Annotated in this window: 18 protein-coding genes; 16 read left to right on the forward strand and 2 right to left on the reverse strand. The window is 57.0% G+C overall.

The window, feature by feature from the left end; genetic code table 11:
* The first annotated feature begins 7 nt into the window (after positions 1–7).
* From AC56LR_RS09985 to AC56LR_RS10005, 5 genes are all read left to right on the forward strand, one after another.
* Positions 8–454, forward strand: a complete 447-nt coding sequence (locus AC56LR_RS09985; protein WP_497129931.1) for an excinuclease ATPase subunit — start codon at positions 8–10, stop codon at positions 452–454.
* The gene (locus tag AC56LR_RS09990; protein WP_497129932.1) at positions 455–1,078 is read left to right on the forward strand and encodes a 4'-phosphopantetheinyl transferase family protein; all 624 of its coding nucleotides are present in this window, start codon (positions 455–457) and stop codon (positions 1,076–1,078) included.
* Positions 1,079–1,378: 300 nt separating this feature from the next.
* Positions 1,379–2,524 (forward strand): hypothetical protein, encoded by a 1,146-nt coding sequence (locus AC56LR_RS09995; RefSeq protein WP_497129934.1) that lies wholly within the window; start codon positions 1,379–1,381, stop codon positions 2,522–2,524.
* 437 nt (positions 2,525–2,961) lie between these two features.
* Positions 2,962–3,609, forward strand: coding sequence for a LuxR C-terminal-related transcriptional regulator (locus AC56LR_RS10000; RefSeq protein WP_497129936.1), 648 nt, complete (start codon positions 2,962–2,964; stop codon positions 3,607–3,609).
* Positions 3,610–3,729: 120 nt separating this feature from the next.
* Positions 3,730–4,899, forward strand: coding sequence for a glycosyltransferase (locus tag AC56LR_RS10005; protein WP_497129937.1), 1,170 nt, complete (start codon positions 3,730–3,732; stop codon positions 4,897–4,899).
* 118 nt (positions 4,900–5,017) lie between these two features.
* On the opposite strand, the gene AC56LR_RS10010 is transcribed toward AC56LR_RS10005, so the two are convergent.
* Both AC56LR_RS10010 and AC56LR_RS10015 read right to left on the reverse strand, forming a co-directional pair.
* Complete coding sequence (locus tag AC56LR_RS10010; protein WP_497129939.1) at positions 5,018–5,650, reverse strand: response regulator; 633 nt, start codon at positions 5,648–5,650, stop codon at positions 5,018–5,020.
* Between the two features lie 79 nt (positions 5,651–5,729).
* The gene (locus AC56LR_RS10015) at positions 5,730–5,978 is read right to left on the reverse strand and encodes a hypothetical protein (RefSeq protein WP_497129940.1); all 249 of its coding nucleotides are present in this window, start codon (positions 5,976–5,978) and stop codon (positions 5,730–5,732) included.
* Between the two features lie 194 nt (positions 5,979–6,172).
* On the opposite strand from AC56LR_RS10015, the gene AC56LR_RS10020 reads away from it, so the two are divergent.
* From AC56LR_RS10020 to AC56LR_RS10070, 11 genes are all read left to right on the forward strand, one after another.
* A complete protein-coding gene (locus AC56LR_RS10020; RefSeq protein WP_497129941.1) occupies positions 6,173–7,417 on the forward strand; it encodes a GNAT family N-acetyltransferase in 1,245 nt (414 codons plus the stop codon).
* 114 nt (positions 7,418–7,531) lie between these two features.
* On the forward strand, positions 7,532–8,575 hold the full coding sequence (locus AC56LR_RS10025) for a GNAT family N-acetyltransferase (protein ID WP_497129942.1): 1,044 nt from the start codon (positions 7,532–7,534) through the stop codon (positions 8,573–8,575).
* A complete protein-coding gene (locus AC56LR_RS10030) occupies positions 8,563–8,829 on the forward strand; it encodes a hypothetical protein (protein WP_497129944.1) in 267 nt (88 codons plus the stop codon). The genes AC56LR_RS10025 and AC56LR_RS10030 overlap by 13 nt, the downstream gene beginning before the upstream one ends.
* Positions 8,830–9,074: 245 nt before the next feature.
* A complete protein-coding gene (locus AC56LR_RS10035; RefSeq protein WP_497129946.1) occupies positions 9,075–10,250 on the forward strand; it encodes a glycosyltransferase family 4 protein in 1,176 nt (391 codons plus the stop codon).
* Positions 10,234–11,262, forward strand: a complete 1,029-nt coding sequence (locus AC56LR_RS10040; RefSeq protein ID WP_497129948.1) for a DUF354 domain-containing protein — start codon at positions 10,234–10,236, stop codon at positions 11,260–11,262. The genes AC56LR_RS10035 and AC56LR_RS10040 overlap by 17 nt, the downstream gene beginning before the upstream one ends.
* Positions 11,246–12,421, forward strand: a complete 1,176-nt coding sequence (locus AC56LR_RS10045) for a Gfo/Idh/MocA family protein (RefSeq protein WP_497129949.1) — start codon at positions 11,246–11,248, stop codon at positions 12,419–12,421. Before AC56LR_RS10040 ends, AC56LR_RS10045 begins: the two co-directional genes overlap by 17 nt.
* On the forward strand, positions 12,418–13,299 hold the full coding sequence (locus tag AC56LR_RS10050) for a hypothetical protein (protein WP_497129951.1): 882 nt from the start codon (positions 12,418–12,420) through the stop codon (positions 13,297–13,299). The genes AC56LR_RS10045 and AC56LR_RS10050 overlap by 4 nt, the downstream gene beginning before the upstream one ends.
* A gap of 18 nt (positions 13,300–13,317) precedes the next feature.
* Complete coding sequence (locus tag AC56LR_RS10055) at positions 13,318–14,946, forward strand: glucosamine inositolphosphorylceramide transferase family protein (protein WP_497129953.1); 1,629 nt, start codon at positions 13,318–13,320, stop codon at positions 14,944–14,946.
* Positions 14,947–15,162: 216 nt separating this feature from the next.
* The gene (locus tag AC56LR_RS10060; RefSeq protein ID WP_497129954.1) at positions 15,163–16,539 is read left to right on the forward strand and encodes an O-antigen ligase family protein; all 1,377 of its coding nucleotides are present in this window, start codon (positions 15,163–15,165) and stop codon (positions 16,537–16,539) included.
* A complete protein-coding gene (locus AC56LR_RS10065) occupies positions 16,536–17,642 on the forward strand; it encodes a glycosyltransferase family 4 protein (RefSeq protein WP_497129956.1) in 1,107 nt (368 codons plus the stop codon). Before AC56LR_RS10060 ends, AC56LR_RS10065 begins: the two co-directional genes overlap by 4 nt.
* Before the next feature lie 87 nt (positions 17,643–17,729).
* Complete coding sequence (locus tag AC56LR_RS10070) at positions 17,730–19,190, forward strand: lipopolysaccharide biosynthesis protein (RefSeq protein ID WP_497129957.1); 1,461 nt, start codon at positions 17,730–17,732, stop codon at positions 19,188–19,190.
* Positions 19,191–19,269 lie beyond the last annotated feature (79 nt).

Below are 19,269 nucleotides of genomic sequence, written 5' to 3' on the forward strand. Positions count from 1 at the left end.
AGAAAACATGAAAAAACTGATCCTGTCCATCGCCGTTACCGCAGCCGCCATCGCCGCCGTCGCTCCAGCGCAGGCACGCGACACCAAGATGATGATGTCGCTCGAAAAGGCGATGGCCGCCAACGACGCCCAGTCGCGCCTCGGCGGCGACGTCAAGTTCTACTTCGGCGAGCAGGCGACCCCGAAAGTGCTGGAGCAGCTCGGCACCGACAAGACCAGCCAGAAGACCAATTCGTTCGGCAAGTCGCCGGAAACCGCCTGCAACTGGGCCTTCCTGTCGGCCATGCTGCGCCTGCAGGAACGCGCACGCGAACTGGGCGCCAACGCGGTCGTCAACATCGTCAGCAACTACAAGAACGCCGAGATGTCGAGCGAGACCGAGTTCGAATGCCATGACGGCGCGATGATGACCGGCGTCGCGCTCAAGGGCGACTTCGTCAAGATCAAGCAGTAAATGACGCAGAGCGTGGTGGGGACGGCGGGCGGCACCCTGGTATGGCTGGCCGACACCACGACGCTCACGGACGCCCGGCTGGCGCATTACGCGAGCTGGCTGGGCGAGTCCGAACGGCAGCGCCTTGCCCGCTTCACCAGGGCCGAACGGCGCCGCCAGTTCGTCGCCGGGCGCGCCTTGCTGCGCATGGCGCTGGGCCGGCTGCTGGCGGTGGAGCCGGCCAGTATCGTGCTGCAAGAACGGCCCGGCCAGGCGCCGGTGCTCGGGCAACCATCTGTGCCCGGATGCGGCTTCAGTATTTCCCACACCGGACCGTGGGTTGCCTGCGCGGCCAGCACAGTCACACGAGTGGGCCTGGATATCGAACGCATCGATGTCACGCGCGACGTGCTCGCGCTGGCAGAGCAGGCCTTTCCATCCGAGACGGTCGAGCAGTTGCGCGTAGTTGAAGGGCACGAGCGTGTAAGCGCCTTTTACCGCCTGTGGTGCCAGCACGAATCGGCCATCAAGCTTGGCGGGACGAGGGGGACGGACTACCTGTTCGAACATGCCAATTTCGCAGGCGCGCTGCGCTGTGCGATACCGTTGACGAAGGCGGCAGTCCCGCTGGTAATCGCGCTGTAAAGGAGCTGCGGCAGTGCGGACGAATAGCGGCGCTTGCGTGACTTATCCGTTGCCGTCATCTGTCTGGCTTGAACGCGACTGCGCAGCGCGCGTTCATGAAACCGGCCGGGCACCCGGCGCGATGTTGACGGGCGGGCAGCGTAAATTCGCGAATATCGCGGGCCTGCCGCGTTTCGCGTGAACGTGGAAGCAGCAGAAGGCTTATTCTTGAAGAGAACGAGCACGCCAGCTTCGTGCATTCAAATAAATCGCGTACTGCTGCGCACCTGAACATCTCCGTCCGACGTGAGGAAACGTGCGATGACATCGACGAGCAACTTGCAGCGGAATGCGGCTAGTTTGTGGCGTCCACTCGTCCTGGCCTTGCTTGCCATTGCTTGCGGCATTGGAGATCAGCTGGCAGCACCTTTCCGCAGCCGGGACCCTCTGGGCCAACCGTTTGCGTCGGACAGTATCTGGAACATGCCAATTGGCACCAGCGCCGTTTTCGTAAAAGCAAACCTGAGCCCAGAACCAGGCGGCAGCATCTGGGCATCGATGCCTGGGGTGGACGACGAAAAGCTCATCCTGACGCCCTATGCCCCCCTGACGGAAATTCATTATAACGACGCCGGCTGGAGCGGAAGGGATCGTTGTGCCGGAACGGGAGAAGTACTGCGTACCGTGCCGATGCCACGTCATTATCTTGTTCCTGGCAATGATAAAAATAGCCCGGCGGTATTCTTGATGCGGGACGGACGGACACTTGTGCAAACACAGCCGCTGGCACGGTGTGCTGCGGGGGGCGCCGCCACCTCGTATGCCAGCTTCCCTGATGTCGACCTCTACGGCGCCGGTATCACCGGAGCACACGGTGGATCGGGCCTGTCTGCGATCGGGGGATCGATCCGCCTCGGCGAACTGCGTCCTGGAACGGAAACAGGTCCGTCTCATGCGCTGAAAATAAATGTCTATGCAAAAGAGGCTTTATTCAAATGCACGACGCGGTCCGAATGTTCGCGTTGGCCCGCGGTTACATCGGATAGTTACGCCGTCGGCTGGTACGGCAGTGCCCGCAACAACATGAACAGCGCCATGAGAATGGGGGCGCTGTTGGCCATCCCCGGCAGCATCGGGATCGCATCATTGGGGCTAGAAACTGTTCCTGCGAAGCAGTTGGCATGGACCTTGCAAAATTACGGCGCCTATATCGTCGACGACACCTATGCGCCCGGGTTCGACTTTAGTGCTGAAGACGGCCCCGCCGGTTCAAAACGAGACGAGTTCAAGGGCGACTGGGGCTTTGAGATGGCGCAGAGACTGAACGACAATACACCTTGGGTGCGTGATATCCAGCGAATCGTGTCTGCACTGCATGTAGTGGACAACAATAGCCTGGCGAATATCGGGGGAGGCGGCAGCCCAAGACAGCCGCTGGCGCCCCCATTGCGCCAGCCCCAGGACTGATCAGCCAAATGCCGGCTTCGCGATAGCGTTACTTTGATTGCATCGGTTGCGCCTTTACTGTCAGAACCATTTTACTTTGAGAAACAGCGAAGATCCGGGAATCCGACCTGGAAGGGCAAGGTCGTCTCGCAACCGTTGTACGGATAGTCAAAAGGTTCAATTTGTTGTGGCCTATTTTGATATGCAACGAGCATACGTCACGTTTCTCTCTTATACTGAGTTTCGGTAGTGCAGCTTGATTCCGGACAAATTTCTGATCGAACAGAGTTTTCGAGCGAAGTCACGTTTCATTCTATTGCAGATTCGGAATAGTTTCCCCTTGGGCATAATCGTGTCGCTCTGGCGAAAATAGATACGAAGAAAGAGCACCGCTGAAATGGACATGCGTTGCTCTGGTGCTTCAAACGCGGTGACCATTGAATTGAATCGGAAAAGCAATGATAAGCGTCGTGCTGGCCAGCAAGCTAAGCGTATTGCGCGAAGGTATGAAACGTATTCTTCTTCCGCAAGATGATATCGAGGTTGTTGCGGAAGTGGAACATACGAATGAAGTGCGCGCACAAGGAGCCGGGCGAAATGCCGGAGTGGTCGTGCTCGCCCATCCATCGACGAGCGGCGTCATTGGCTACCTCGAATATTTACGACAAGAATGTCCCCTACTGCATGTTATCGTGGTCACGAGTTCGCCTACCTTGCCGCAAGTCCTCGCCCAGCTACAAATGGGGGCCAGGGGCTTGCTCAATGCGAGTTGTGCAATCGGTCATCTCCCCTCAGCAATACGGGCAGTCGCGTCCGGCAAGATTTACCTGCATGAAGATTTGTCGCGACTGTTCGCTGAAGACTTGCACAATGCGTCTAAAAACCGCAGCCACACATCATTGACACCGCGAGAACTGCAAATTTTCATGAAGTTGGCCGATGGTGGCAAGGTTTCCGAAATTGCTTCCGAGCTTAATATCAGTATCAAGACCGTGAGTACGCATAAAGCAAGACTAATGGAAAAGATGGGAATGACGTCTATATCCCAGCTGATTCAGTACGCAATACTGAACAAAATGTTCGATTCAGGTACGCCGAGCGCCTGAGCGTCACGTCGCCTGTCTGGACGCTGTCCGTTGCCATGGCGTGCCGCGGCCTTGCAATCCACTTCGTGCTGCGGCGAACAAGTCGAGACGTTCACGCAGGTAAGGAAACAGGAAAATTACATGAATCATTGTTCAGTCGATGAAAAGATACATGTTCTATTCGTGCTTGTTTCCGAGAGTGTGGGCGGTGCCGAATTACACACGATTTCTCTCGCAAATGGTCTCGAGAAGAGCAGATTTCGAATCTCCGTGGTCCACCTGAAGAATGAAATGGACGGAAGTGACGTCATGCGGGGAATAAGTGACGAGGTCTTTGTTTTCTGCGCGCATGTCAGGAAAATGTTCGACCTCGCGGCGCTGCGAAGATTGTCCTCCTTTGTAAAACGTGAAGCAGTCGATGTTGTCGTCTGTGCAAATGAGTTTGCATTGCTCTACGGCTGGCTTACCCTGAGGCTTTCAGGCTCGCGTGTACCGCTTGCGGAAGTTTTTCATACTACCGAACTACGCACGCGCAAATCCAGGCTGCAAATGGGCATCTACCGGCCTTTCTTTCATGCGGCAGATCTGGTGATCTTTGTTTGCGAGCAACAACGCGCTTACTGGCAATCAAAAAAATTGAGGCCTCCATTTTCCGAGGTGATTCACAACGGTGTCGACATCGCTCGTTTCTGCAACGACTTCTCCAGCAGTGCGATAGATGCCTTGCGCGCGCAATTCCGTTTTTCGCCCTCGGACTTCGTAATTGGCATATGTGCTTCACTACGTCCCGAAAAGTCGCACATCGATCTGCTGCATGCAATTTTTTTGCTTCGGCAGAGGGGACACAGATTCAAATGCCTGATAATCGGCGACGGGCCTGAACGCACGAGGATTGAACGCACGATCGCGAGCCTGGGCCTTCAGGACGAGGTGGCGGTCACCGGGTTTCTTCCGGACGTGCGGATGCATGTGGCAGCGTGCGATGTCATGACCCTCGTGTCTCACTATATTGAAACCTTTTCGTTGTCGGCGCTGGAAGCAATGGCGCTGGAAAAGCCCATTATCATGAGTGAGGTTGGCGGCGCGGCGGAACAGGTAAATCACGGTCATAATGGACAACTCTTTCCCGCCGGGGATGTCGAAGCGCTCGCCAGAGCAATTCTCGAAGTGAAAGCGGCTAATGTCGACGGGAAAATGGGCGCGAATGCCCGCGCCTCGGTGGTGAACCGGTTTTCGATCGACAAGATGCTGATAAAGTATGACCGGACGTTTCTCGCACTGGCAAGTCATCCGAAAACGAGCAGTCGATAGCGATCGGGTCATATAAAAACCCCGAACCTCCCCAGACATTCCAGCAACTTGCGCCACGCAAGCTGACGCTGTCGGCAGAGCAGTGCAGCAGGAAATGTTCTTTATCTCTGCGTGTCGGCTAGTCGATGAGGTTGCGCCCTACTGCGTACTTCACAAGATCGGCATCGGAACGGAGTCCGAGTTGCTGCATGATCCTGCCCTTGCGCGTACGCGCTACTGGAATGCTCATGTTACATGTGATGGCAACTTTAGCCATCGGCGCACCATTTGCCACTAGGCAAAAAATCTCGAAGTCGCTGTCGGACAACTTTTCATGCCGCCGACCCGGTCGCATCTTGATAATGCTTTCTGCTATCAATTCACTGACTGATTCACTGACATAAGGCCGACGTTCCGCTGCAGTCCGCACTGCATACGCAAGCTGATGATCCAGGCAATCCTTGGAAATGTAGCCGGAAGCCCCCGACCGCATTGCCCGTAATGCAAAATCAGACTCACGGCGATGGGTGATAACGAGGATTGGTATACCGCATGCCTGGCTCTTGGCCTGACGAAGAAGATGCAAGCCGCCCTCGCCATCCATCGCAATCTCAAGAATACAGACATCAGCCCGGTGCTCTCGCAAAGCGTGTAAGGTTTCCGCGACAGTGCGTGTTTCGCAAACAACTTGCAGGTCACCGTATTTGGCGAGCATCTCCTTGATTCCCTCACGCGCGAAAAGGTCGGAATCGCTAATCATGATCTTGATCATTATTTCTCTCTCCAATGTTTCAACTAACCCAGCATTTCAGGAACGGCTGAGATCGTCGAGAGCGAACCTTGTACTTGGTTCATTTTAAAATAATAACATTTTCCGTCAATACCTCCAAACGGTTACTATCTATCTGTGCGGTATCGTCACTCTCAGCCAGGAAGTTGTCGATAGGCGATACGAAATGTTCAAGCAAGACCGCAATAGCATTTCCGTTTTGTACGAAATCTTTTAGCAGAGACAGCGCCAACATGCTTCCGGCAAACCCAAAAAGCGGATCGTCACTTCTGGACGTGAAATTAAGCAAGCCACGTTTGTCCAAGCTCATCAGAATTTCTCCATTTGATGCGGAAGATCAATATTGCCAAGTGAAACATTAGCGGCCGTTGATTATTGTCAAATTTCCCTTAGAGAATTATATGTAAGATATTGACCCTTGATCGTTTGATCTATCGCAAACATGCTTTGGACTCGGAACAATAGAATCTGATCATCTTTCGAAACTGTCATGGCACATACACGATGCGACCTCATCTTGCAAATGGAGATATGCATGCTGGCCTTTGGCCTGGTGCCGGACCGGCAGAGCATCCACCGGCGGCGATTGATCGTAGTGGATTCGCGGTGACATTATATGAAGGCCGTATCCCGGGATTTGTGGAGGATGCGATCGAAAGAAAGTATCGGAGCGTGTATTGCGCGATCAAAAGGCTGCAGCTGTACGGCTCCCTCAGTGGAGTCAGTACCTATATTTCGACCAAGGCTGCCCAAATCGATGCGATCGTACTTTTTCGCATTGCCGGCCATGTGATTCATGTACTTAATCAGCAGGTTCACCTCGGTACGGAGCAAATAGTCCGATTTTCCGATTTCATATTCACGCGATATGAATTCTCCACCAGGATCGAATTTTATGCGCTTGACACAAGCGTGGATCGGGCATGTTGCAGCTTCGCCTACCAGGAAGTACAGCAACTGCAGGAACAGGTAGTCGAACTCCCGGACAATGAAGCAGCGTATCTGTACGGTAGCAGTGCGAAATCGATCCGCAGGTGGCTGGCAAATTTCCAGAAACTGCAATCCGAACATCCAGCCTGCCGCTTCGAGCTCCGGCGTTGCGAAGAAATAGAAATGAGCCACGTTCGCGCAGTCGTTGCGCTGACCGAAAAGCGGATGCAATTCAAGCGCCAGTCGCCCTATATCAGGGAAGCTGAGATCGATATTCTTGTTCGATTGGCGCAGACGCATGGGTGCATGGCGCTTATTTATATCGACGACCAGCTATGCGCCGGGACGCTGGGCTATATTTCCGGCGATCGTTGCTTTTTTCGAATGACAGGGCACGATCCGCAATGGAATGCATACGCGCTGGGTAATACTGTCCAGGTCAAGCTGATCATGTACTGCATCTCCAAAGGGATGAAGGAGGTGTTGTTGATGGGCGGCGGAGGCGATGCCAAAGCGCGATTGCAGGCAAAGGAAAGAATCTTCAACAGCATAACAATCTATCGATCCGGCCAGCTTCCGCTGCACGACTGGAAAAGATATGCAGAGAACAAAATGAAAGTCGTGGTCGACACATGCAAGCGAAGAGTCAAGCAGAAGGCCGCGTGCGCGGGGTTCATGGGTACAAGCTTTGCGACCTGCATTCGTGCTGCAAAAGCGATTCGGGCGGCGGGGCGCGCAGTACAGCGCGTCACGCCCGTCGGCCGGATCGGACAACAGCCGGTTGCTGGCAAGCACACTGAAACCGGGGTGGAAATGTAGCATCGGTCGGTGGCGCCGGCAGTCACACTCCATTGCCGGGAATGACACGTACATCAGCGCTGTACCGGGTAGGCCGGTGGATCGACGCAAGCGACTCAGTCTGCGAGGGACGATATGAATCATTGCTCGAAAGATAGCCTACTGGCGCATCACGGTGCCCATCAGGCCATCTTGCATCAGCCTTTTCCGCAATTTCTGGAACGCAAACTCGAGCAACGCTACGAGAGCGTGTTCTGCACATTGGCTCGGATAGCCGAAAGGGACGTTGCCGACCCAACCGCCGCCTATGTTTCAAGCGATGGACAGGCGTCCGAGACGATTGTCATATTCCGGTACGCCAAGGGAACGGTTACTGTCACGAATGAATATTTCGCCATCTCCGTGTGCGAGCTGGAACAGATGGCGGCCTACATCTTCAAGAACTCGCCCCGGGTGAATGTAATCTGCCTTCCTTCAGTCGCATCGGACAACACGCCGATTTCTTTCACGAGCCAGCGATTCAACTCAAGCGAAGATATTGTAATCGTCCTGCCGGCCACTCCGAAGGAGTATAGCGCGATTCTTGGCAGGAATACGCGCGCCGCAATCCGGCGCAGCGAAAAGATGATGAAGGAACGATATCCGCGCATGGAGTTCAAGGTTTACAACCAGGATGATGGCGGACCCGAAATAATAGACCGCCTGGTTGAATTGAGCCGGAAAAGGATAACCAGCAAACGCGCGGTTCCTTCTCATACTCATCGTACGGTTTCGGAACTGCGGCGAATGGTCGGCGCCTATGGGGTGCTGCTCGTGGCCAGCATGGATGAAAAAATTTGTGGCGGTGTTATCTGTACCCATGTGGGGGGGCATTTTTACATGCATGTCGTCGCCCACGATCCGGCTTTCGATGACATGCGCCTTGGAATGCTGTGCTGCTATCAAAGCATTTGCGAGGCTATCCGGCGTGGCGCTGCGGAATACCATCTTCTTTCCGGAAAATATGACTATAAATTTCGATTCCTGGGCCAACAGCGGGATTTCGAAAAGATCGTGATATATCGCTCGCTGATGGATGTCGTTCCCAACCTTTTGACTTATTTCCGCACCCTGGTTCGGGGTAGGGGACGTTTGACCAAGCAGCAGTTGATCAGGTGGAGGCATAAGTGGACAACATAGACACACATTTCCTGGAATCCCATGCAAAGAAGGAGCGGATTCCGGTCCAGTTGTCCCTGGTCTGGAGTGATGGGGCCGATGAAACTGTCGTTCCACCACTTGAATCGCCTGCGACGGAAAGGGGCGGTGCGGGCGTGGATGCAGCCACGAAGATGCAACAGCAAAATGCGCTGATCGAGGCGCAGGCCGGACGGACCAAAGTAGTTTGCCTGAGCTTGCTGGGAATAGGCCTGATCGCCTTGCATTTTTATTAGGCCGGTCGCCGTGTTCCGACGGCCGCCCCTCGATTTGCTGAGCCCGCTTATTTTTCGATGGTGGTTGGAAAAATACCTTAGTAAAACAATTGCCGATTTTATTTTATTTATGACAGGACATCATTAAATTGTCGAGCACGGTAACCGAGGTTTGATATATGTCAAACGTAGAAGAACATGATGGAACAATATCGGTAAATGCTTCTGCGATCTAGAGGAATATCAAGCTGGTTAAAGGAAATGCTATGGATGCGCGTAAGCCGATACTTATGTTGGGTACCCGATCCGATGCCTGTGGCGGCATCGCTTCTGTTGTCCAGCATTATGACGCTGACGGCTTTTTTCAACGCAGCAATGTCCAATATGTTGCGACCCATTGCAGCGGGAAGCGCACCGAGAAGATCGGTTTATTCGCCAAAGCGATGAGGTATGCGATCAGTAAGGCCATCGCAAGCCAAATAGAAATTGCCCATATCCATGTTGCTATTAATTCCAGTTTCTGGAGAAAGTATTGTTTTCTATTGATATTCTTCGTGTTTCGTGTCCCTACCGTTCTCCATGTCCATGCAGGCAGATTTCCGGAGTTCTACGAGGCGCAATGCGGACCGTTCCGGCGCCGGCTTGTCCGATTTGCCTTCAATAATGTCGATAGGATCATCGTCGTGTCAAACGAACTCAACCGTTGGATTCGCACCATTACTGGTCGCGAAGGCGTCATAACAATTTGCAACCCGGCCATTGCAATGCCCACGAACGAGTCCGTCTTCCGCATTGTGCCGACCCTGATTTTTCTCGGCCATATAGAGACATGCAAAGGTGCTTTCGACCTGATAAAGGCGATGGCCGAGATTACGGCTGTGTGTCCCGGCGCCAGGCTACAACTGTGTGGCGATGGCCGGGTCGAGGAGGCAAAAGCGCAGGTGCGCGCGCTCGCGCTCGAGAACAACGTCGAGGTTTTGGGCTGGATTGGGCAGGAACGCAGAGAGGAGTTGTTGCAACAGGCTGCAATTTTCGTCCTGCCTTCGCATTTTGAAGGGCTTCCAATGAGCTTGCTGGAGGCGATGGGACATGGCTTGCCGGTGGTGGCGACCGCTGTCGGCGGAGTTCCGGAAGCGGTCACGAACGAAGTGGAAGGTCTGCTGGTCGAGCCAGGAGACATCGAAGCCCTCGCGGCTGCCGTCCTGAAGCTGCTGGCAAGTCCGGAAGATCGTCAGAGGATGGGTCTGGCCGGACGGGTCAAGGTGGAAACGCGATTTTCAAGGAAGCACGCGGTCAGGGCAGTTGAAGACTTGTATGAACAGCTGATTTCGAGCCGGTCCACAAAACAGTATCAGCGTCCCCCGTGTGGCGAGCGGGACAGCGCTGTAGCAGGCACACATCAAGTCTTGTCTGGGGGAAGAGAAAATGAAGATTTGGTTTGATTTATCGAATTCGCCACATATCAATATGTTCCGCGCGATGATTCTCGAATTGCAGCGCGAGCACGAGGTCGTGGTCACGAGCCGTCCTCTCGCCAATACTGGCGAGCTGCTACGGATGCACAAGATCGAGCACACCGTGGTTGGCAGCCACTATGGACGTTCGATCGTGCGCAAAGTATGCGGGTTCCCGGTGCGGGTGTCGCAATTGATCCAATTTTTGAAGAACAAGCGTATTGATGTGGCGGTGTCGCAGAGCTCCTTCCACTCGCCTGTGGTGGCGCAGTTGATGGGGATCCGCTCTGTTTACCTTAACGACAATGAGCATGCAGCAGGAAACGTCCCGGCCTTCGCCTGCGCCGATACGATCATGGTTCCCGAATTTTTGAGTGCCGGCAGCCTCAAGAGGCAGGGTGCCAGGATGAAGAAAGTGACCCATTATCCCGGAGTCAAGGAAGGCATCTATCTTTGGGACTACATGCACAAGTTACCGGCGCAACGCCGGCCGGGTGACGCAGCGACGCGTCCCCGGATCTATATCAGGCCGGAACCCTGGACTGCCCAATACTACAAGGGCCCCCAGAATTTCCTGGACGACGTGATCGTCGGGCTGAAGGACCGTGCCGACGTCACGATTCTTCCACGGTCGGACGACCAGTACCGCCATTACTGCGGTCCCAGGTTTGCAGGCTCGCGCACACTCGCCTCAGTGCTGGACATCCGATCCATCGCGGGAGCCTGCGACCTGTTCGTCGGCGCGGGCGGGACGATGACGCGTGAATTGGCCGTGCTGGGTGTTCCGACGATCTCGGTCTACCAGGATGCGCTGCTCGACGTTGACCGCTACCTGATTGCGGAAGGCGCCTGCGTGCACCGGCCCCAACTCACGGCAGACGAGGCTCTGGAATATCTTCATTCACACTCGCGCAGCATGCCGAATCCTGCTTTGCTTTCAAAAGGGCGGCTGGCTTACGAAATGATCAAGAAACAGGTGACAAATGAAAACGCCAACTGACCAGCCGATCCGCATTGCCCTGGCAGGCATGGGCAAGATGGGAATCTCCCACCAGGCCATCCTTAACGCGCATCCAGACCTGAAGCTGGTCGCGGTGTGCGATCCCGCAAAATACATGCGCGACATCGTGGCGAAATATACCGGCTTGGCGACTTACGGCGATTACGAGCAGATGCTGGACGCGGAAAAGCCCCACGCAGTGCTGATCGCGACGCCATCGAAATACCATACCCAGATGACCCAGGCTGCGCTGGAGCGGGGCATCGACATCTTTTGCGAGAAGCCGTTCTGCCTGGACGTCGGCCAGGGAGCCAAGCTGGCCGAATTGGCCGAGCGTGCCGGCGTGGTCACGCAGGTCGGCTATCACAACAGGTTCGTTGCGACCTTCGAAGAAACGAAGAGGTTGTTGACCGCAGGCGCCATCGGGCAGGTCTACCACGCACAGGTGGAATGCTATGGACCGGTCATGATCCGGCAAAAGGGCGCGACCTGGCGAACCAGCAAAACCGAGGGAGGCGGCTGCTTGTACGACTATGCCTGCCACGGTATCGATTTGCTGGGTTACCTTATCGGACCGCCGACGTCGGTGTCGGGGTCGGTCCTGCGCAGTGTGTTCTCTTCCACCATCGACGACGAAGTGTATTCGAACTTTGCCTATGCAGACGGGAAAACTGCGCAGATTTCGGCCAACTGGAGTGACGAAAGCTTCCGCAAGATGTCGACCGCAGTCACGCTCTGGGGCCTGAACGGCAAAATCGAAGTCAGCCGCCAGGAACTGAATCTCTACCTCCGGTCCCCGTGCCTCCAGTTGCCGGAGTTGACGGTTGGCTGGACCAAGCTCTACACGACCGAGTTGACCAAGCCGGTCTGGTTTTATCTTCGCGGCGAAGAGTATTCTGCCCAGATCGCCTACTTCGTGGAATCCATCCAGCAGCGCCGGCTGCACACCCATTGCGACTTTCGCTGCGCCTTGGAAACAGATGTCGTGGCCGAGATGATCCGGAAAGACGCTGCACGCGCAGCCCAGTCGGATGCGCAAGCTGCGCGCCACCCGGACATTGCCGGCGAAGGACGGCAGGCGGCGAAGTCATGGAGGGAGATCGGAGAATCCATTCTCAGGACGCCAAAGGCAATTGCCAACGTCTTGAAAGGAGGATGAGCGTGGAACGCATACTGTTTGGCGATAATCAGTTTTTCGGCATCAACCATATGTCGGACGAACATGCTCGCAAGCTGGCGATCCAGTTTCAGGGCAACGACGCAGTCATGAGCATGCTCGACGGCGTGCTCGATGAAGGCATCGAGGTGCTGATGTGCACGACGCATGAGCGCATCGCGGAGATCTGCGCGCTCATCCGGCGCAAGCCGCTGCGCTACCGGAAGCTCAAGATGTATCCCTGCATGCCTTATGCGCATAAATATGCGAATGCCGTTTCGGAACTCGGGATGATCGAAGCAATCAGGCAATTCTTGCCGAACGATGCGCCGGTCCTTTCCGCCATGAAGAACGGCATGGCGGTCGCCCGGAAAGACATCGACGTCCTGATCCGCGCATTGATCGATGCGGAAATGAAGATGTTCGAAGGCATCTCCACCCCTGTGATCTTCCTGCAAAATGTGGTGACCGATCTCGCATTGGGTCTGGGCTTCCATGGGGCCCTGCGCACGTTTGCGCATCACGTCCGCGATGCCTACGGTGCGGAGCCGGGTTTTATCACCATGAACCTTCCCCTGCTGCTCGACGCTTTGGAAGGGGTCGGGATCGAGAACCCGATCGTATGCGCGAACATCAACAAGATCGGCTTCCGCATGTGCGGCGGCCTGCAGGCCTATGAAGAGATCATTGCATCGCGCAATTTCCGTGCTGTAGCGATGTCTGTGTTCGCATCGGGTGCGATCCCACCAGCCGAAGCCATCGAATATGTGTGCGCGCAAGAGAAAGTCGAATCGATCGTCTTCGGCGCCTCGAGCCTGCGCAATGTACGACAGACGAAGCAGCTGATCGAGCATTTCAGTGGCACCGCGATGGTTTCGTAACAGCCAGCCTTATCCGTCATGAAAACATTGCAGATTGCCTTGATCGTCTCCCCCCGGCACATCGACAGCTATGCCCTTGCTTTTTGTGAATGGGCGAAAACGCAGCCGGGTATCGAACTGTCCCTGGCCTTGGCCGCCAGCAGGCCGGAGCAGCGCACCGGTACGGGGCGTTCGGATACCGCATGGCGGCGCTGGATCGGCGCGGCCCGCCACGGCTTCTTTACAGTTGGCGTCATGCGGGCCGAGCGCGTTCTGCTCAGCTGCTACCGGGCGCACCGCAGTCATCTGGCAGTGGCCGACCTGGCGGATACCCCGTCCCTGGCCTCGTTGCCACGAATCTATCTGGCAGGCTTCGATGGCGGTCCGTCCGCTCCCTCCGTCGATCTGTTCGTGCATCTTGGGAATGGTTGCCCAATACCCGCCGAGCTTCCCGCGGCACGCTTTGGAACAGTGTTCATCGACTACCGTCGCGACAGGATCACGGAGTCGGCGCCGATCGGTTTCTGGGACGCCTACCATCGCCGCCCGAAGACGAGCTTTGCCATCTGTACCCGTACGCCTTCCGTGTTGCGGCCACGCGTCCTGGTCGAAGGCGGTTTCAGGACTAAATTTTCTTTCCTGCTGAACCAGGCCCATCTTTTCCACAAAGCACAGGCGCAGTTGCGAAAGCTGCTGCTCGACGTCGCCGCCACCAGCACGCTGCCCGTTCCACGGGATACGGTTCCCTATTCGGGCTCCTGCCTGGCGCCCCCGGGAGCAGCCGAGTCCTCCCTGTACATCGCCAAGTTGTTCGGCCGGCTCGCGGCACGCGCATCGCGTCGCCTGCTGGGAATCCAGCATCGCTGGAACCTGTGCGTGACCCGTTCGGGATGGCGCGAGGCTGCCCTGTGGCGCGGCGTCCGGATTTCAGCGCCTGCTGGGCATTTCTGGGCGGATCCGTTTCTCCACGTACACGAGGGCAGGACCTATTGTTTCGTTGAAGATTATGTGTACGCAACGCACCGTGCCCATATCTCCGTGTTGGAGATCACTCCGGCTTCGGTAAACTGCCTGGGTGTCGCCCTGAGGGAGGACTTCCATTTGTCCTTTCCCTTCATCTTCGAGTATGGCGGCCAGACGTACATGTGCCCGGAGGCATCCGAGAGCAACCAGATCAGGATTTACCAGTGCGATGATTTCCCCCGTAGCTGGTCGCTCCATTCTGTCGCGCTCGACAATATCTCGGCTGCAGATTCGATATTCTTCGAGCACAAGGGCAAATGGTGGCTGCTCACGAGCGTGGACCGCTCAGGGCTGAGCGACCACTGTTCGGAACTGTGCCTGTTCTCCGCCGATTCGCCCCTGGAGGGCCGGTGGACGCCGCATCCTGCCAATCCGCTGTGCATCGATACCGACATGGGACGTAACGCCGGACTGATCATGGATGAGGGCCGGATCTTTCGGGCGGCCCAGCGGCAGGGGTTCGACCAGTATGGCGAGGGTCTCGCACTCTTCGAGATCCTGGTCCTGGACGAAGCGAACTACCTGGAGCGCAAGGTGGCCGACATCCGGCACGACTACCTCGACCGCTCCCTCGGCAGTCACCATATTTCGTCGAAGGGCAACGTGACTGTAGTGGATTACAAAACGCACTGCTTCGCCCCTTGAGCGCTTACTCAACCCAGGCCACGCTGGCATCGACGCGTCCGGACTTGCCGACGGTACGATCAGCGCGTGGCGCAGCGAAAGAATGACATGCGGGATACTTCGGCAGTGGCGCAATATACGGGACGGGCCCCCCATCCTTTACGCAACCTGGTTACCAGTTTCGCCGGGTGCATTGCTGCGGCAGCGCTTGTGGGACTGCTGTTCGACCGCGTTGGAATGATCCGCACCAGCATCTTCCTCGGGGGCGCTGCCTTCGTCCTGCTCGGACTGCGGAACTTCAGGATTTTTGCAGCCGTCGCCGTATTTATCTTGCCTTTCGTGCCGACCACCTTCCTGTCGAAAGCGGTGACGGGCCTATCCGGCCAACGTATCATCGGCATGGCAATCCTGCTCACGGCAATGGCAGTCTTCGTTGCCGCGGCCCTGCGCCCGGGCCGGCTCCGCTTCCCGGCCTGGCGTCCGGTCTTCTATGCCTACCTGCTCGTCTTCATATTCGCGGCGCTCAACGGCGCCCGATTCGTTTCGCAGATTCCCCCATATTTCCATGCCCTTGGTGTGATCGGGGAGACCACGGCGCTGGGCTACCTGCAAATCACCCTGTTCGCGCCGGGACTGATCATCGCCACCGCCTATGTGATGGCAATTCTTGCGGCGAATACGCGCGGCCCGGCCTGGATCATGGTGCCCGTACTCTCCTCGGCGACCCTGTTGTCGATCGCCCTGTTCGTCGTTGCCAATGGAGCGTCGGCGACGATGGGCGACCTGGCCCAGCAGGAGTCGCGCAAGTACCTGTCCGTGCTGGGTCCGCACGCCAACGAAATTGGTCTGATGCTGAATATGGCGCTGGCCCTGTCGCTGTGCTCGCTGGGCGAGGCCCGGAGCCGGTCCGCGACGCTGTGGCTAGGCCTGCTCTCGCTGCTGATTGCCGCGGGGGTTGTGCTGACGTTTTCACGCGGGGCCTTTCTCGGACTGCTCGTGGTGTCGTTCCATGCCGTGTGCGTCCGTCGCGACAGGATCAGGCTGATCGTCATCCTCGCCTGCCTTGCACTGGCCGTGATGGCGCTGTCGGACGCCGTAGTGGACAGGGTACTGCATGGCATCGGTGGCAATGACATCGATCTGATCAGTTCCGGCCGCATCGACGAAATCTGGCTACCGTTGCTGCCGGAGATCTTCCGCCATCCCGTCGTCGGAAGCGGACATGGGTCGATCCTGTGGTCGGAAGCGGCGCAGTCGCGCACGATACTGCCGGTCGGCCATCCCCACAGTGCCTATCTCGGATCATTGCTCGACGTCGGGATCGTCGGCACACTTGTCACGGCGGCGTTCCTGGTCCACATGTGGCGGACCTTCTGGCAAACCGCCTACATGCCGATCGCCCACGGGCTGCGGGGATTTTTTCTCGGCGCTGCAGCCTGCATCCCCTTGCTCCTGGTCCAGGGCATTACCGACGATAGCTTCATGCCTGGTTTTACCCATGCCTATCTCTGGCTGGCCTATGGGGCAGCGGTCGGGACAATCGCACGTTCTCATCATGCTGGCCGGCCGGGCCAGCTTGCAGAGTTCGCCAGGGACGCAAAGGACAGGACATGAAGCTGTGTTTCGTCGGAATGGATAACCTGCCCGTGCTCGCCGAGGAGTTCAGCGGCCACGGCGTCGGGGGCGAACAGGTCCAGCAGACACTGCTGGCAAAGGCACTCGTACGGCGCGGGATCGAGGTCAGCATGGTGGTTTACGACTACGGTCAACCCGATGCTGCGCAATGGGACGGCATCGTGACGCACCGGTCCTACAAGCAGTCTGCCGGGCTACGGATGTTGCGGTTTGTCTATCCACGGTGGATCAAGACCTGGAACGCGCTGCGCCAGGCGAACGCCGATATCTATTACCTCAGTTGTGCTGGCATGCAGCTTGGCCTGGTGTCGATGTTTTGCAGCGCCTATCAGCGCAAGCTGATCTTCCGTGTCGCCCACGACAGCGACTGCAGGCCCGATGAATTGTTAATCAGGTACTGGCGCGACAAAAAGCTTTACGAATACGGGCTGCGCCGGGCGCACCATGTGCTGGTACAGACACAGAGCCAGCACGACGCCATGCTGGCCAACTATGGACGCCACAGCACGCTCGCGCGCATGCTGGTCCAGCCGTGCGAGCAAGCAGTGGAACGTTCGGTCGACGTGCTGTGGGTTAACAACTTGCGCCAGTTCAAAAGGCCGGACCTGCTGCTCGAGCTGGCCCGCCGCATGCCCGATCTACGCTTTTGCATGATAGGCGGAGAGCAGCCTGGATCGGGCAGCCTGTATGCCAGCATCGCCGAAGAAGCGAGGCATCTCCCGAACCTGGATTTCCGTGGGCGCGTGCCATTCCACCAGATGGCGCAGCACTACGCAGGCGCCAGTGTTTTCGTCAATACCTCGGATAGTGAAGGTTTCCCCAACTCCTACCTGCAAGCCTGGATCCATGGCACCCCGGCAGTTGCTTTCTTCGACCCGGATGGCGTCATCCGGCGCGAGCGTCTTGGCTTCGCGGTCAGCACCATGGACGACATGCAGCAACACGTGCGCCAACTCGTTTCAGACCGCCGTCAGTGGCTGGACACTAGCGAGCGCTGCAAGGCGTTCATGGTCCGCCATTATGCCGAGCAGGATGTCATCACGCCGTACTTGCAGGGAATCGAGGAGGCATGTCATGGATAGCACGACGAATATCGCGCGGATCCGGGTCCTGTTCCGGGCGCTTCGCCGCAGTTTCCTCCACCTGCACCTCGGTCAGGATTGAAGCAGATGGCTATCCGCCTGGGCCAGATGGGGATAGCGAGATCGGCTGCAATCCTGACGGCCGGGGGGATGATCGAGTTCCTGCTGCAGTTCCTGATTCCCGTCGTACTGGTCCGGAACCTCGACACCGCGGCGTTTGGCCAGTATCGGTTGCTCACACTCATGCTTGGAACCGCCCTGGCGCTGGCGCCGGCCTTCATGCCGCAGTCATTGTATTTCTTCCTGCCTGTCGCAGCCGAAGAGCGCAAGCGCATTGTCATCGGCAACGTGATCCTGTATCTCGCCGTCATGGGCGCCATCGTCGCAGTCGTCGCCAGTCCGCTCAACCCAGCAGGCGGGACTTCTTTGCACCGGCTGTTCCACGATACCCATGGCGCGTCATCGATTTTCCTCGGACTGTCAGTTCTCCTTTCCATTACCACTACCCTCGCCATTGCCGAGGGACGGATTATCTGGCAGTTCTCGGCTGACCTGGGGATTGCGATCTTTCGGACAGCCTTGATCTCACTGATCGCCATTCTCACGCGTGATCTTGCATGGGTAGTCGGTGCGCTGGTAGTGGAAGCGGCCTTGCGCGTGGCCCTCGCAATTGCTTACCTGGGCACCAGGCCGGGTGGGGGGCGCATCGGTTGTGACCCTGCATTGATGGGTGTCCAGCTGCGCTACGCCATTCCATTTGGTGTCGGGATCAGCCTGTTTGTACTGCGGGTTCAGTGCGATCAATGGATTGCCGCTGCAATGTTCCCGGGACTGGCGTTTGCGGCGTTTACGATCGGTGCCGTCGTCCTCCCGGTTGGCTCCCTGATTCGTCAGCCGATCAACAGCGCAATGCTTCCCAGGCTCAGCGCAGCTTACGCCACGGGCGATCGCGCCGAGGTCCATCGTCTATTACTCAAAGGTAGCAGTGCCGCCACCTTGCTCCTGGTGCCGATCTCAGCAACACTATTCGTGCTGGCCCCGGAGATCGTGGAGCTTGTCTACACGGCGCGATACTTGCCTGCAGTGCCCGTCATGCGCGCCTACCTCGTGCTGATCATGATGCAATCATTTGCGATTGGCTACGCCATGCCGATGCTTGACTTGGGGAAGCTTTCCATACGTATTAATGCTGCTGGCCTTGCCACGTCGGTCTGCGCCAGCCTGGCGGGGGCATGGTGGTTTGGACTGGCGGGCGCGGCCTTGGGAAGCGTATCGGCGTTTGCGCTGAGCGAAGCGGTCACCATGCGCGTGATTGCCAAACGATTAGGCAAATCATTTGGGGACATGTTTCCCCTTCGCCTGTTACTCATCACGGCCGGCGCAGTCGGCACTGGCCTGTTAGCCACGATGTTCTACGGCGCGGTACAGGGCAGTGGGTTGTGGCTTGGCATCTGCGTGAAATTGGGGATGTTCGGCGGCATTGTTGCTGCAGTTTTCTTGACTGCAGGCGGCGTCGCTGAAATCCAGCGGGTCCGTCATCTTGCCTGACGACCAGGCGCTGAAAACCTGTCTCAATCAAGCGCAATCGCTCCTGCCGAAATTCCAACAGTATTCTTGATGACTTGAA

The sequence above is a fragment of the Telluria sp. ZT3P39 genome, from assembly GCF_059685935.1.